General features: G+C 39.2%; 9 protein-coding genes. 5 read left to right on the top strand and 4 right to left on the bottom strand.

The features are described 5' to 3' along the window. Positions 1-201 precede the first annotated feature (201 nt). Entirely contained in the window at positions 202-1,275 is a 1,074-nt protein-coding gene (locus AC1DYB_RS15620; RefSeq protein WP_477436277.1) for a glycoside hydrolase family 26 protein, read from the top strand. A 442-nt stretch (positions 1,276-1,717) separates the two neighbouring features. Here the strand turns inward: AC1DYB_RS15620 and AC1DYB_RS15615 are convergent, their stop codons facing one another. The 3 genes from AC1DYB_RS15615 to AC1DYB_RS15605 form a co-directional block, all read right to left on the bottom strand. Then, positions 1,718-2,413, bottom strand: coding sequence for a hypothetical protein (locus AC1DYB_RS15615; RefSeq protein WP_477436275.1), 696 nt, complete (start codon positions 2,411-2,413; stop codon positions 1,718-1,720). A 1,388-nt stretch (positions 2,414-3,801) separates the two neighbouring features. Beyond that, positions 3,802-5,100: a Na+/H+ antiporter NhaA gene (gene nhaA / locus AC1DYB_RS15610; RefSeq protein ID WP_477436273.1), complete on the bottom strand. Its 1,299-nt coding sequence runs from the start codon at positions 5,098-5,100 to the stop codon at positions 3,802-3,804. 306 nt (positions 5,101-5,406) lie between these two features. Next, positions 5,407-7,275 carry a M1 family metallopeptidase gene (locus AC1DYB_RS15605; protein WP_477436271.1) on the bottom strand — a complete coding sequence of 623 codons (1,869 nt, stop codon included), beginning with the start codon at positions 7,273-7,275 and terminating at the stop codon, positions 5,407-5,409. A gap of 149 nt (positions 7,276-7,424) precedes the next feature. Between AC1DYB_RS15605 and AC1DYB_RS15600 the strand changes: the two genes are divergently transcribed. Continuing rightward, the gene (locus AC1DYB_RS15600) at positions 7,425-7,661 is read left to right on the top strand and encodes a hypothetical protein (protein ID WP_295713288.1); all 237 of its coding nucleotides are present in this window, start codon (positions 7,425-7,427) and stop codon (positions 7,659-7,661) included. A gap of 33 nt (positions 7,662-7,694) precedes the next feature. On the opposite strand, the gene AC1DYB_RS15595 is transcribed toward AC1DYB_RS15600, so the two are convergent. Next, entirely contained in the window at positions 7,695-8,456 is a 762-nt protein-coding gene (locus AC1DYB_RS15595) for an NUDIX hydrolase (RefSeq protein WP_295713291.1), read from the bottom strand. Positions 8,457-8,654: 198 nt separating this feature from the next. Here AC1DYB_RS15595 and bglX point away from each other — a divergent pair, with 198 nt between their 5' ends. From bglX to AC1DYB_RS15580, 3 genes are all read left to right on the top strand, one after another. Then, positions 8,655-10,964: a beta-glucosidase BglX gene (gene bglX, locus AC1DYB_RS15590; RefSeq protein ID WP_477436269.1), complete on the top strand. Its 2,310-nt coding sequence runs from the start codon at positions 8,655-8,657 to the stop codon at positions 10,962-10,964. A 932-nt stretch (positions 10,965-11,896) separates the two neighbouring features. Further along, entirely contained in the window at positions 11,897-15,064 is a 3,168-nt protein-coding gene (locus tag AC1DYB_RS15585; protein WP_295713295.1) for a SusC/RagA family TonB-linked outer membrane protein, read from the top strand. Between the two features lie 24 nt (positions 15,065-15,088). After that, entirely contained in the window at positions 15,089-16,855 is a 1,767-nt protein-coding gene (locus tag AC1DYB_RS15580) for a RagB/SusD family nutrient uptake outer membrane protein (RefSeq protein WP_477436267.1), read from the top strand. The last annotated feature ends 18 nt before the right edge of the window (positions 16,856-16,873 follow it).

Here is a 16,873-nt window from a genome sequence, read left to right as displayed (position 1 = left end):
CTCAAAATCCAATACGTCATGGGTAGGAGGATATATAAAAAAGGCTTCGATAAGGGCATTTATTGCATATTGGTTTGCGAATTGCAAGCCGCAATCTATTATTGTTTTGAGGCTTGTTAAGCCGTAAGTTTAAAATAAAAGTTGGCGTTTTTTATGAGGATTTTTTATAGCGTAATTTTAATATTGATAATTTATAGCTCGATGGCAAATGCGCAACAAATGTATGCTCCTGCCGATAAAAAGGCCACTCGCGAAACTCGTGCTCTTTTTTACAGTATGCAGCGTTTGCTGGGTGCAGGGGTGATGTTTGGCCATCACGATGATACCGCTTATGGAGTGGGATGGAGGTTTGAAGCTGATAGGTCTGATGTGAAAAGTGTTACAGGATCATACCCCTCCATTTACGGCTGGGACCTGGCCCGTATTGAGCACGATAGTATTCACGATATAAATGGCATAGCATTTAAATTGCAAAAGCAATTGGTTAAAGATGCTTATGAGCGCGGCGGTATCAATACCTTTTGCTGGCATATGGATAACCCTGCCAATGGTAAAACCGCATGGGATACTACGGGCAATACCATTAAAGATTTAATTTCCGGCGGTATTTACCATGATGCTTACGTTCAATACCTGGATAGGGCTGCAGATTACCTGAAGGAGTTGAAAGGTAAAAACGGCGAGGCTATTCCTTTACTTTTCAGGCCATTTCATGAGCTTACGGGTAGTTGGTTTTGGTGGGGGAAAAAGCAAAATACTCCCGAAGAATTTAAAGCTTTGTGGCAGTTTACGATTGGTTACCTGCGCAATAACAAGAAGCTTCATAATTTATTGATCGTTTACTCCGCTGCCGATTTTGATTCGGAAGCTGAATTTTTGGAACGTTACCCTGGCGATGACTATGTGGATTTTATTGGTTTTGACAATTACTGTACCAAAAGTGTAGCTGGATATCAAACCAAATTGGATAAGCGCCTTGGTATTTTAGATGTTATTGCTACAAGTCATCACAAGCTGGCCTGCCTGCCCGAAACGGGCTATGTACAGATTCCGCAAGCTGATTGGTGGACAAAAGTTTTATTGCCAACCATGCTTCAACATAAAATATCATACGTAATGGCCTGGCGAAATGGCAATGTTAATCATTACTACGTACCCTATCCCAGCCAGGTAAGCGCTGACGATTTCGTAAAGTTTTTCAATAGTCCTCAGGTGATATTTCAGAACAGGTTAACACCGTTGAGTGTTTATGGGAAACCTAATTTGGGGAAGTAGGGAACAGCCCCCTCTAAATCTCCCCCGGTAGGGGAGACTTTTTGATCTTTCGTCCCCTCAGGATCTCCTTGAAAAGGGACCCTGAGGCCGCTTGCTTGGTATAACGATGCGTTTTCGACTTGCACGGAACCTCAGGATCCTCTATCGAGAGACCCTGAGGGGACGTAAGGATAATTTAATTTATTCAATCATTTAAATAATTAATTAGTTTTTAATAGAAGGCTATCAAGCATTTTCCTACTAATTAAATTGGTGTCTTTTTTTAAACTTTTTATTTTTTTATCCATTGTTGTAGTAAAGCCTTTGGTATTTAAAGATAATATACTAACATCTTTATTTTGAAAAATATCGGTAGTCTCTTTTAATGCATCATAAAAGAATATATAGTTTTTAGTTCTTCCGATATAGTAATAATCAGATGTTGAAATTATTTTAATACTTCCTATTTTGATATAGTTCCGTATGTCGATAAAAGTTTAGTATTCATTGATGTATTAAGACTAAAGGTAGTTGTATATAACGCAGCGTAATAAATGGCAATAAATACAATATTATATTTAGGGTCTAATTCTCTAAAATGATTTGTGCGGAAAATAAACTTAAAGTAAACAAAAGAAGCAATTGCGAATAAATTAACAAAATAGAATGCAAAGCCAGTCAGTTTTAATTCTTGATAAATTCGAGTATATTTTTCGTTCTCTATCATATGCATATAAATAAAGAACATTATTGTTAAAATGCCAATTATAGTAAAGAAGATAAAATTTGCTGTTTTAATCCTAATAATAAAACCCGATTTGTTAATCGATTCTTCTTTGGTCTTAATTTTTAATTTTCTATACCTAAAAAAAGTTCCAATTTCTGTGAATAATATATTTATGACAAAAAATGATAGCCATATTAAAAAATTTGTAGATGTTTCAAATATGATTTCATTTACATCGGTGTATGCTAATATATCAAGATGAAATGGGTAGTAATATATTAACTGATTTAGAATGCCAAGACCTAATAAGAATAATGTTATGATTGGTAGCAACGCAATAATTTGTTTAGCCAAACCTTTTTCTTCGTTTCGTTCTTTGTTTGTAGTTTTTAATACTTTATATGCAGGTAATTTATTTTCGTATTTAAGCATTTGATAAGGTTTGTTCAAAGGTAACTATTTACAAGGCTAAATTATATTAATGTCCCCTCAGGGTCTCCTTGAAAAGGGACCCTGAGGCCGCTTGCTTGGTATAAACGATGCGTTTTCGACTTGCATGGAACCTCAGGATCAGGCCCTGAGGGATTGTAAATCCCTCTTGCAAAATTTCACACTTTAGTTACATAATATCACTACGCCTTTAATTATCAAATAGTTATTTTGAAATTAGATTTGAATAATGAAATGGTTTTGGGGAGGTTGATTTCAGGCAACCTTTTCTTAGCCACCTGGGGAGGTTGCTTGAAAACAGCCTTCCCTTAATTATAGAATCTTGCCTGCCTGTTTCCTTTCTAAAAAGGATAGATGATTATATTCAACAAAACGCCACAACTTTACACACCTGCAAATAATCCGATTATATTTCAAATATCGTCGGATTATACCATTATCCTGTTTTATTTTGTCCCCAAGTGCCGGCACACGTGCCAGCATTGGGCATTTAATGACATATTTGTTTGCGAATTGCAATGGCACAATCTAATTAATGGAAATTGAAGCAAACCTACCAGTACATCCTCCGTGGACAAAACAATGATGAGAAAAATAAAACAGGTGAAACTGTTAGGGATCAAAATAGAAAAAGTGGATAAATGATGAAAAAAGCAATAACAACTTTAAATTGGATTATATCTATAATGGTAATTATTTCTTTGAGCGAAAGCTTTAGTGAATATTATGATTATAAATCTCAATATAATGTATTTGTAAGAATGTATAATGATAACTCTTATCTGAATATGTTTAAGGATTGTAAAGATATTTTTCATAACCAAATATTAGCACTTGAATTTATTAAACAAAGTTATCTACAACAATTCTATTGGAATATAGTAATTGTTCTATTGTCCCTGTTTTTATTATTTCTTAAAAATAAATGTACGTCAAAAGAAGGTTAGCCGCTTTTCTTTTTGCTCTTCGCTATTTTTTAAAGCCTTCCCTTCCGGCTACTGTGTGTACATAAGTTTGTTAGCATGGCTCTGATTTGGCTAAAGCCTCCCGTACTCTTTATTTATCCGTCCCATAAATGGGACGGCAATGAATTAAAATATTGTTTGCCTTCAATTCTTGATTGCCGTTGGTTTCAACCAACGGATAGAAAGCATTATAAGCATGGCTTTAGCCTAAATAATCAGTATTTTAGCACAAATGCAGTGTTAAGTTATTATACCAACCGAGTGAAAAAGATGTGTACAGACAGTAGCCCTTCCGGGAGGCGTTGGGTGCAGATTTTTGCCCCTGATGGTCTACTCCGCTGGCGCCCGCGTGTCGCGTGTGCCCCGATGACAAGTAAACAGCGTTTTGACCAGAGGGGACGTAAATTACGATTTCTTCAACACAACAACCCCCAATACACCTGCCAATAATGAAGCCAACAAAATGCCATACTTGGCCTGGTCAACCATTTCCGGATGAGTAAAAGCGAGTCCCGAGATAAAAAGCGACATGGTGAAACCAACGCCTGCCAGTAGAGCTACGCCTGTAATTTGTTTCCAGTTGGCCTTTGCCGGGAGTTGGGCACCAAATTTAACCATTAGCCAGGTGGCCATTAAAACCCCTGCAAATTTACCCGCCAGCAAACCAATGGCAACGCCCATGCTTACCGGGTTCCTTATGGATGTAAAAAAATCGGCACCAATAATAATCCCAGCGTTTGCTAACGCGAAAAGCGGCATGATCACAAAAGCCACCCAGGGATGCAGTAAATATTCCACTTTTTGAAGCGGGGTTTCGGCATCCATACTTAGTTCCTTTATTTTTTCGATGGTATGGTGCTGTTCGGCCGTGGTTAGGGTGCTGTTGTTAGGGATCTGTTTTTCAAAATCAAAAAGCAGCTTCTTTAAGCTTTCTGCATAATTTTTTTCGTTGATCCTGGTGCGTGCGGGTATAGTAAAGGCTACCAATACGCCGGCAATAGTAGCATGAACTCCCGAAAGCAAAAATGCCACCCAAACAGCAAAGCCTATTACCAAATAAAACGCGATGCTGCGAATGCCCATTTTGTTGCCAATGAGCAGTATTACCAATAACCAAATACCTATGGTTAAGGGAACAAGTGCAATATGCGTGCTGTAAAATATGGCTATTACCAGTACAGCGCCCAAATCATCGGCCACGGCTAATGCTGATAAAAATACTTTTACAGAGGTTGGGATATGTTTGCCGGCAAGAGAAAGCAGTGCAAGCGCAAAAGCAATATCGGTTGCCATGGGAATGCCCCAGCCATGTTCAGATTCGGTGCCTTTATTGATAAAAAAGTAAATGAGTGCCGGTGCCAGCATGCCACCCAAAGCAGCAACCATAGGCAATGATGCTTTTTTCATGGAGGATAGTTCACCTGCCATAAATTCGCGCTTTAACTCCAGGCCTATCACGAAGAAAAATAATGCCATCAGGCCGTCATTTATCCATAAGTGCAATGGATGATTGAGCACATAACTGCCAAAACCTAATGAAAATTTAATATCCCAAAGGTGATGGTATGAATGCGCGAACGGCGAATTTACCCAGGCAATAGCCACCAAAACGCTGATGAAAAGCACAATGCCACTGGTGTGCTCCTGGTGAATGAACCTATTTACCGGCTCAGTGAACTTATCAATTGGTAGCTTTTGCCTCATTATTTTTAAGTGTCAATTAATTAGTGTCAGGGTTTAGTATTCAAACAGAAGGTTCGCGCTGCGTTATAGATAAGTTTTCAGAACCGTCCTTGCGGTTTTTAGAGCCGTCATTGCGAGGTACGAAGCAATCTCTACACAGGCAACTCGATCTTATAGGGTCTCTCTGTAAAGCTTGGAGATTGCTTCGTACCTCGCAATGACGATCAGAGAACGTTTCCAATCCTTAACAGGTTGCTTCGGGCTCGCTGTTTTCCAGTCCTTTATCCTTGTTCCAACAATCCTTATTCCAACAATCCTTGCTCTAACCTACGGTTTCCAAACGTTATTTCTGTTGTCCGAGTCGGCATCATAAGTAGTGCCTAATACTATTTGTTTTATTAGGCCTTTTGCAGTGAAACTTAGTGTGGTTGTTTTGTTGCCCTTTGCCCAGCAGGCTATGCTTGTACCTACTGATTGTTTGCTGCCATCGGCGTAAAAAACAGTGAGGTGTACGGGTACCATTTTTGTGCCAATGCTGGTGATGGTAGCTTTGTATTTTGATGCCACATGGGTAACTTTACTAATTGCCAGGTCTGGTATTCCATTATCGAAGAACCAGTTTTTCCAAAACCAGTTCATGTTGGTGCCTGCGCCGGTATTCATACAATTGAAAAAATCTAAGGGCATAGGGTGTTTACCATGCCAAAGGCTGATATAGTTATGCAGGGCTTTGGTAAACAATTCATCACCCAGCATTTCTTTTACATACAGGTATCCCAGGCCGGGTTTAGGATAATTATCGGTAAATCGGGCTATCCCCGTTAACGCTGGTGTAAGTGTCATGATAGGTGCGTCCTGCTCCGAGCCGGCAGAGGCATTTACCGCGCTCATGCCATAGGAGTCTGCAATTTTAGGATCAATTTGCGGGCTGATGAGCCACTCGCCAATAGTTGCCCAGCCTTCGTCCATAAAGCCATATTTGGTTTCATTAGTACCCATATAAAACGGGAACATGGTGTGGAAGATCTCATGATCTGTTAGTTCTATCGCATCCTCAGTTTGCTCCAATGGGTTATCATTCACCATCATGGGGTATTCCATCTGGTCAAGGCCATCAAAAACGGTTTCATGCGGGTATGGATAGGGCCATTTAGGGAATTTATAGCTCATAGTCTCCACCGTTTTGCGGGCATAATTTACTACCTCGAAGTAGTCTTTATGCGCCGGGTTAAATACTGCATCTACACGCGTGCGCCTGCCGGTTTTAGGATCAACTACCAGGCTGCTTGCCTTCCATATATAATGGTTGCTGGTAGCAAAGGCCAGGTCTGTAACACTATCGGCCTCAAATTTCCAGGTATTAACAGGGTTCTTTTTAGTGATATCAGCAGCAGCTAAATCTGCTTCGGTGACAATATCAGTCACTTTATCATCAGTGCCGGCAGAGGTGATCAGTTTTACATATTTGGGATTATAAACTTCATCAGCATTTTTAAGATTGCCTGTCGCCCAAACCTGGTAATCGCCCGGAACGGTAATTTCGGCACTGAAATGACAAAAATCATTATAAAACTCTTGTGAACCTACGTAAGGATATTCGTTCCATCCATCAATATCATCATAAACAGCAATGCGGGGGAAAAAGTAAGCTATAAAGAAGGCGCCGTCATCTACCTGCCCGGTGCGTATATGTGATGTTTTGTTAAGCGTATAGGAGTAGGCAATATCCAAATGAACTTTTTGTTTAGAACTGATTGGCTGTATTTTTAATGACATATTAGTGCCCTTAATATGCAGTTTTGTGCTATCCAATAGCTGGTTATCCATACTTATGGATTTGATTTGTACACCATCCGTCAGGTCGGTTGGTAATACCGCCATCTCTCTGATGCTGCCCTTTTGATAGATGTTTGGATAGAGCTTAAATTCAATCTTCTTCAATGTATCAGGGCTATTATTTACATAATCAATACCAACTGTGCCAATAAGCTGACGGGTTTTAGGATCAAAATTTACTTTGATAGTATAGTTCGCCGTGTTTTGCCAGTAGCTTTTACCCGGTGTGCCGCTTTTGGTGCGGGTGCCGTTGGTATAAGTTTTTTGCAGGGTGGTATTTATGGGTAAGGTTATTTGTGCCGATGCTATGGTAGTACCCGATAGTAAAACTATGGAGAGTAATTTTTTAAGGTTGATCATGAAGCCAGATTAATATCAGTTATATTTGAGGTAAATATAATAAAGAGAGAAATAATTCGGTTGAATTTAGCTTTTGATTGGCTATATATTATGCATAGCAGATCCATTATTCTCCTTTTTAAAGTATTACCAATTATAACAGAACTAAGATGACTGCAGAAAAAATGATCATTATTACAGGCAAGCAATACCTTGAACTTAAACAAAGTTTAGAAGGCGGCGAGGGGCTTACCTACAATATAGGCACCGAAAAACACCCCGAACTGGTTAAAATAACCAACATGTACATGGATACTGATGCCGATTTTACACGCAACTCGGGCCAGTTTGCCAAAATGAATGAAGGGCTTAATATACAGGTGAAACTGGAGTATATTGTTGAATAAGTATTTTAAACCAGCACAATAAGAGTGGTGATATCACCACCCCCCTTTAAAGCCCATAGTTAGCGCATGGCGATAATTCTCCAGATCGAAAGAGTATAAATATGGAGCCTTATGTGCACCGCCTTTGCGGGGTTCCTCGGCGCGGTTCAGGATGCCAAAAGCCAGTATGCGGCGCTGAAAGTTGCGGCGGTCGAGTTTTTTATCCAGTATGGTTTCGTATAATTTCTGCAGTTCGGGCATCGTAAATTCCTTCGGCATCAGGTTATAGCCAATAGGTTGATAATTTAATTGCAGGCGCAGCGTATCTAATGCTGTTTTAAATATCAGTGAATGATCCAGCTGCAATTCGGGCACCTCACCCAGATCGCGCCATTCGCATATTTCAGAAAAACGATCAGGCGTTGGTGTTACCTCAAAAAAATCGACCAACGCATAATAGCCTATTGATAAAAATCGGCTGGAGAACCAGTTTCGTTCAGGGGGAAGCATATCTGCATACATATCATTATGCACTTTTGATCTGTCCGGATCACCAAATACATGGAACTGCTCTAAAAATATTTCGGCAAGACCAGTCCGTTCCTTTAAAATACGGTTGGCCGCCATTTCAATAGGTTCACGTTTAAGCACAAAGCCACCGGGCAGGTACCATTTTTCTTCGTTATGGGTTTTTAGCAGCAATACCTTCATTTGCCCTTCGTGAAAGCCAAAAACTACACAATCAATAGAAATATGATCGAGATAGGTTTCACGGGCGTCGTCGCAATACTCAATAAGTTCTTGTTTGGTTAACATTTGTGCTATTCTACAAAAATACTTTGATTATTTAATTATAATAATTACAATTGTGTACTTTATACACAATTGTAATGTTGTTGTATTATAGCCAATTATAAACGGTAATTTTAAATTAAATAGTTATAGAGTGAATAATGGCGCTCTTACCTGCCCAATATTTTGTAAATCTATATCCCTACAACGTAAATTTAAATAATGGAAAAGTATTTTTCAACTCAGCTTATAACCCGGGTTATTCCGCTTTGTATAGCGTTGCTGCCTTTAAATAAGGTAATGGCCCAAACCCAAACCGAGAATACAAAAATGAATGTTTTTGTAAGCGGTTTAATGAAGAAAATGACGCTCGACGAAAAAATTGGTCAGCTTAACCTGGTGACCAGTGGCGCGGCCACAACCGGAACGGTAGTAAATAAAGGAGTTGAAGAAAAAATAAAGAAAGGTGACATCGGCGGCGTATTTGGTGTTTGGGGAGCCGATAAGGTAAGAGCAGTACAGGACGTAGCCACTAAAAACTCCAGGTTACATATTCCCTTGATATTTGGTTTGGATGTAATACACGGGCATCGTACCATTTTTCCTATCCCGTTAGGAATGTCGGCCACCTGGGATATGGGTTTGATCAAACAATCAGCCCAGATAGCTGCGAAGGAAGCTACCGCCGAAGGACTTAACTGGGTGTTTTCGCCAATGGTGGATATAGCAAGAGATGCCCGCTGGGGCCGTATCTCTGAAGGATCGGGCGAGGATCCATGGTATGGCGGGCAGGTTGCCAAAGCTATGGTACAAGGTTACCAGGGCAGCAACATGAAAAATAGCGATGCGGTAATGGCTTGTGTAAAACACTTTGCATTATACGGCGGTGCCGAAGCGGGGCGCGAGTACAATACAGTAGATATGAGCCGCATTAAAATGTACCAGGATTACCTGCCACCTTACAAAGCGGCACTTGATGCAGGAGCCGGGAGTTTCATGAGCTCATTTAACACTATTGATGGTGTGCCTGCAACCGGTAACCAATGGTTATTAACCGATCTGTTGCGTAAACAATGGGGATTTAAAGGTTTTGTAGTATCTGATTATACTGCAGTTAACGAAATGGAGGCCCACGGCCTTGGCGATTTGCAAACTATATCGGCCCTGGCATTAAAAGCCGGTTTGGATATGGATATGGTAGGAGAGGGTTTTTTAACCACGCTTAAAAAATCATTAAAAGAAGGTAAAATAACCCAGTTTTATATTGACCAGGCTTGTCGCCGGGTGTTGGAGGCAAAATATAAATTAGGTTTGTTTGATAATCCTTACAAATCAATTGATGAGGCCAGGGAGGCAACGGATGTATTATCACCGGCCAACCGCAGTGCCGCGAGAGAAATTACCAAGCACTCTTTTGTATTGTTAAAAAATGATGCGCAAACATTGCCGCTTAAAAAAACAGGCAGCATTGCTTTGGTAGGCCCGCTTGCCAATAATCAGCGCGATATGCTGGGTACCTGGGTTGTTGCCGGTGATTGGGAAAAATCAATTAGTGTAATGCAGGGTATCAAAAACGTTGTGGGTAACGGTGTTACAATTAATTATGCTAAAGGATCCAATATTACAGAGGATACCACTTTTATAAAACGGTTAAACTTTGGTCCGGGAATGGTTTCTGTAGATAAAAAACCTGCCGACGAACTGCTGAAGGAAGCTATTGATGCGGCAAATAAATCAGACATTATTGTTGCAGTGGTAGGGGAGTCGCAAAGCATGTCGGGCGAGTCATCAAGCCGCTCGGATATCGATATTCCGGAGCCGCAGAAAAACATGTTAAAGGCTTTATCAAAATTAGGTAAGCCAATGGTTATAGTACTTTTCAATGGCCGACCGCTTACTTTAACCTGGGAGGATGAACACGCCAGCGCTATACTTGATGTTTGGGCACCCGGTACAGAAGCAGGTAACGCAATTGCTGACGTTTTATTTGGCGATTATAACCCGGGAGGTAAAATCACGGCTACTTTTCCGCGTAGTGTAGGGCAGATACCTATTTATTATAACCACAAAAATACCGGCCGGCCTTATGATGGCAAGGGACCATCAAAATTCAAATCAAATTATTTGGATATCTCTAATGATCCGCTTTATCCGTTTGGATATGGCCTGAGTTATACCACATTTGGTTACAGCGATGTTAAGCTAAGCAAAACAAAATTGAAAGGGAATGAAACATTAACGGCTACTGTAACGGTTACCAACACTGGTAAATATGCAGGCGAGGAAGTAGTGCAGTTATACATCAGTGATCCCGAAGCCTCGGTTAGTCGTTCAGTAAAGGAATTGAAGAATTTCAGGAAGATAAGTCTTAAGCCGGGTGAGGCTAAGGAGGTATCATTTACCATTACTCCGGAGCAACTGAAGTTTTACAACAGCCAGCTTAAATATGATTGGGAACCGGGCAAATTTGTTGTGCAAATAGGTACAAATTCAAATGATACTCATTTGGCATCATTTTGGTGGAGTAAGTAAGCTTACAACCATTATGTGATAAGTTATTTTTTTTAATAATATATAATGCCTTATATGGTCTTTTAGTTTTTAAGGTTTAATGCCTCCAATAAAAACGCCACACATCTTAAATGTGTGGCGTTTTTTACTTAATAAAGCTTTTTTTTTGCGGATGTATATGGTTCTCTTAAAACTCTATAAATGTAATATTAACATTTATTATTTTATTTATAAATGTAATATTAACATTTATAACGTCGGAAAAATAATAAATGTGGCAATGACATTACTACTAAAACATGATGATATTTTAACATGTAAGTGCGATAAACTGTGTAACATTGTTATAGCATAAACCTCAGCAAAAATCAAAAGGTTAAAACCATTTTGCATTAATATAAATGTCAAAACTTTGTTTTTGACGATACATTATCCGTAACGGCAGTATTTTTACTTTGCAAAAATTTTAAGTAAGTGGCGTTTTTGTTAATGATTTATTAATAAAATATTCACAATTTGTAATTTTCACGCTTTAAAGGTTTTATAAATAATTAATTTGCAAATCTGCAGTTTTCACTTGTGTAAACAATACACTCTCTTTACATTAGATGCATAGCCAATATAAATTTCTGGAATACCAGGAACAACACAAATTCTGATATTATTATAACATTTAGTCGTGTAAACCTTAATATTTAAGGAACATGAAAAGAGGGTAACGGCGTAAGTTAAATTTGTTACAGGAAGTTAGTATATGATAAGACTTTTACATTCCAACATTTTCAAATCTTCATTTAGTGCCCGGCCGCTTTTTGCGCGCCAACCTCACGATTTTTTTGTTCTCGCCAAAAAAATCGTTATGAGGCATGTTATAACCCAATTGCAAACTTAAAAAACACCAAATAGGCACAAGATCTTAAATCAAATATATTAATCAACTAAATCTCAATCTCATGTTTAAAAGTTTACTCCTAAAGGGAAGATTCCTTGGCGTGCTACTATGCTGCTTAGTTTCTTCATTGGTAGTTACAGCCCAAACAAAGTACAAGGGTAAAGTTATCGGCAGCGATGACAAATTGCCTATCATTGGAGCGTCTATACGTATCCAGGGATCTACTACGGGCGCTGTAACAGATGTTAACGGTGAATTCACCCTTACATTAACTGCCGGCCAAACACTGGTGGTTTCTTACATTGGTTATCAAACCAGCGAAATTAAAGTAGGAACCAGTACTTCTTTAACAATTACCTTAATTGCGGGTAGCAATGCACTGAATGAGGTAGTAGTAACAGGTTACGGTTCACAACGTAAAAAAGACATCACCGGTTCGGTTGCTGTTGTTAACGTTGCCAACTTAAAAACTGTACCAGGTGGCCAGGCAGCCGCGTTATTGCAAGGCCAGGCTGCGGGTGTTACCGTTATTAACAGCGGTGCTCCAGGTGGTGGTAGTGCTGTACGTGTGCGTGGTATTACCTCAACCGGTAATTCAAGCCCGCTTTACGTAATTGATGGTGTTCAGGGAAAATTTGAAGACATCAACGCAAATGACATCGAATCTATCCAGGTACTGAAAGATGCTGGTTCTGCAGCTATCTACGGTGTACAGGGTTCAAACGGTGTAGTTGTTATTACTACTAAAAAAGGTAAATCAGGTAAAGCAGTAATTACTTACGATGCTTATTACGGCAGCCAAAAACCATTAAGTGATGGTTTCCACATGGCAGGCAGCCAGGAATATGCTGATGCGCTTCAAAGATCAGTAGGTAGCGTACAGTACCCGGGTACTGGCGGTGCTATATTGAAAGATTATATTACCCCAACTGCATCAAACACCGGCGATCCTAAAACAGATCCTTCTACCTATAACATCAACAGTAACCAGATCACCAAAACCAATAAAGTTGGTACTGATTGGTTTCACGAAGTGTTTAAATCTGCACCAAGAACATTCCACAACATCACTGCAAGTGGTGGTAGCGAAAAATCAAGCTATTTGATGTCGGTAAATTACCTTAACGAGCGCGGTACATTGCTTAACACGTATTTAAAACGTTATGCAATGCGTGTTAACACAAATTTTGCAGTTGGTGATCATATCCGTGTTGGTGAAAATGCTTATTTATTCAACAAGGATAACCCCAATATTAATAACCAAAACGAAGGTAACGCTATTTCTTATACCTATCGTCAGCCTCCTGTTATCCCTGTATATGATATCATGGGCAACTTTGCCGGTACAAAATCTGCTGGTTTAAGTAACTCATCAAACCCTGTTGCAATACAAACACGTGCGGCAAACAATAAAGGTTATAACTGGACAATGCAGGGAAATATCTATGCAGAAGTTGATTTCCTGAAACATTTTACTGCCCGTACAAGCATAGGTGGTACTTTTGAAAACTATTACTATTGGAGCTTTAACCCAACTTCTGTTGAAAACGCAGAAGGTAATACTAACCCAAATACGTTCCAGGAAAGTGCTGGTTACCATAGCAAATGGATCTGGACCAATTCGGTTTCTTACAACCAAAAATTTGGTAAGCACGATGTTAAATTATTCGTAGCTGAAGAAGCACTTAACAATAACCAGAGAGGTTTACGTGCAGGCAGATCTAATTACAGTGTATCAACCACACCTGTATATGTAGATTTGGATACAGGTTCACCACAAGGTCAAAGTAACCAGAACATCGATATCGATTACCTAAGACTTTACTCATATTTTGGTAAGTTAGATTATGCCTACAGTGATAAATACCTGGTAAGTGGTACTTTACGTCGTGACGGTGCATCAGTGTTTTCTCCGGCACATCGTTATGGTACATTTTACTCGGTAACTGCAGGTTGGAGGATTTCGCAAGAGTCATTCCTGAAAGATGTTAGCTGGTTAAATGATTTAAAACTACGTGGCGGTTACGGTGAATTAGGTTCAATTAGTAACATTAACAAACTTAATGCAACTAATTTATTTGCGGCAAATCCACAAAATTCATATTACGATATTAACGGAACAGGTAATAGCGCTTTATTAGGTATCTATCGTTCACAAATTGGTAACGCATTAACTACATGGGAAACTGATAAAGTTACCAACGTAGGTTTTGATGCAACAATCCTGAACAATAAATTGGAAATTGGTTTTGAGCTTTACAAAAAAGATATCAAAAACTTACTTTTCCAACCAAGTGTTTCTAACGTAGGTGGCGGTCCTAATCCAGCTTTCGTAAATGCCGGTAACATCAGTAATAAAGGTTTCGATTTAAATGTTACTTACCATGGTAATGTTGGAAGCGATTTTAAATTTGATATTACAGGTAACATAACCAGCTACAAAAGCCGTGTTATTAGCTTACCAGAAGGTAAAAAATACTATGACTTTAACAGTGCCGGTTCAACTCGTATTGGTTCATTCACAAGGTTCCAGCCAGGTCAGCCAATGGGTGAGTTCTATGGCTATGTAGTTCAAGGTTTATTCAGGGATGCAGCCGATGTAAGTAGTTCTCCTACCCAGGAAAGTGCTGCGCCAGGTTTCTTTAAATACAAAGATGTTAACGGCGATGGTAAGATCACAACAGACGACAGAACTTTCTTCGGTAACCCTAACCCGGATTTTACTTACGGTTTTACATTGAATGCTAACTATAAAAACTTTGATTTTAACGCGTTCTTCTACGGTTCAAAAGGTAACCAGAATATTAACTATGTAAAATACTGGACAGATTTTCCACAAGTATTTAAAGGTGGCGTTTCAAGAGGGATCATAGCAAATTCATGGACTCCTACTAACCAAAATGCCTCAATACCCGTATTAACTGCTGCTGCAAACTTTAGTAACACAGCTGTATTTAATTCATATTACATGGAAAGTGGTTCGTATTTAAGGTTGAAAACATTAACTTTAGGCTATAGCATTCCAAATTCACAGGTTAAACAAATAGGCATATCAAGATTAAGAATCTATTTGCAAGGTGGTAACTTGTTCACAATAACAAAATACAAAGGTTTAGATCCTGAGATCCAACCATCTGACCTGAACAACAGTACTAACTTTGGTATTGATTTTGGTAACTATCCAGCCAATCAAAAAACTTATTTAATAGGTGTACAGGCTACGTTTTAACAACTATTTTAATAGATACAAGTCATGAAAAAATTTCAATTAAAATTAATTATCCCGCTATGCTTGCTGTTAATATGTACAGTATACGCGTGTAAAAAAAGCTTTTTAGATAAGCCGGCCCTGGGTCAGATTGACCCTGCTCTATTGTCAAACAAAGCGGGTGTCGAGAGTTTATTAATAGGTGCTTACTCGGAGCTTGATGGTTACGGTGGTAACGGTGCAGGACAGTCTGCAGCTCCATCAAACTGGATGTTTGGTAGTATCACCGGTGGCGACGCCTATAAAGGTTCAGATCCATCAGATGGTGCAAATGATCAAACCCCTGTAGCTACATTTATTTTACCTGCAACAAATTCATTTATAATAGGCAAATATGCTGCCCAGTATGATGGTGTTCAACGTGCTAATGATGTTTTACGCGGTATTCCAAACGCTAAGGATCTATCGGCCGATGATATTAAGAGGATCACTGGTGAAGCAAAATTCTTAAGAGGTTATTTCTATTTTGAATTACGTCGTAACTTCTTTATGGTGCCTTATGCCGATGAAACAGCTACAGATTTCGCTAACATCAAAAACGATAAAGATATTTATCCTTTAATCGAAGCTGATTTTAAATTCGCAGCTGAAAACCTTCCTGAAACTCAACCTCAAAGAGGTCGTGCCAACAAATATGCTGCAATGGCATATCTTGCTAAAGTTTACATGGCTCAAGCAAAATACACAGATGCAAAACCATTGTTAGCTACATTGATGGGTGCATCTGCTGTAACAGCAGGTGGACAACATTATGCTTTAAATGATCATTTTCAGCAGAACTTTAGCCCAGAGGCTGGTCAGAAAAACAGTGCAGAATCAGTATTTGCTGTTCAGGCATCTGTAAATGATGGTTCATTGGGTAATAACAGTAATCAGGGTGATAACCTTAACTTTCCTTACAATGGTGGTCCTGGTGGTTGCTGCGGTTTCTTTAACCCATCACAGTGGTTAGCAAACTCTTACAAAACCGATCCTACAACTGGTTTACCGTTACTTGATAATTTTAACGCTGCACCAGTGGTAACAGATGTTACTTATACAGGTACATTAGATCCACGTATCGATATCACTATGGGTCGTAAAGGTATCCCTTATCTTGACTGGGGTCCACACCCTGGTGATGCATGGATTCGTAACCCTGGATCTGACGGTCACTTCAGTCCTAAAAAGAACGTATACTCAAAAAGCGAAGTTGGTACTAACACAAGTACAGAAAATACCTGGACTTCTGCTTTAAGTACTTCAAACAACGTTAACCTGATCCGTTACTCGGATGTCATCTTATGGGCTGCAGAATGTGAAGTTGAAATTGGTAGCCTCACTGCTGCTATGGCAGATGTGAACATGGTTCGTGAGCGTGCACAAAAAACCAGCGGTTGGGTTTATTTAAATTCACCTTACGATGCTTCTAAATCAATTTATACTGTTCAAACTACACCGGCAGCTAATTACAAAATAGGTCTTTATACCTCATTCCCTGATCAGACTTATGCACGTAAAGCTGTACGTTTTGAACGTAAAATTGAATTGGCAATGGAAGGCCACCGTTTCTTTGACTTACAAAGATGGGGTAGTGCTTACCAGGCTGCTGAGATCAATGCATTCTTTGCAAGCGATAAGAGCATAGATATTACTTTGAAAGATGCTCACTTTACTCAGAATAAGAGCGAATACCGCCCTATTCCTCAAGCGCAAATTGACATTTCAAACTCAAAAGGACCAATTGTTTTAAAACAAAATCCTGGTTATTAATTTTTGATAACTGGTTTG

Source organism: Mucilaginibacter sp. P2_A4 (genome assembly GCF_056405015.1).
Note: the sequence above shows the minus strand (reverse complement) of the source record. Positions and strands in the feature narration are given on the sequence as shown.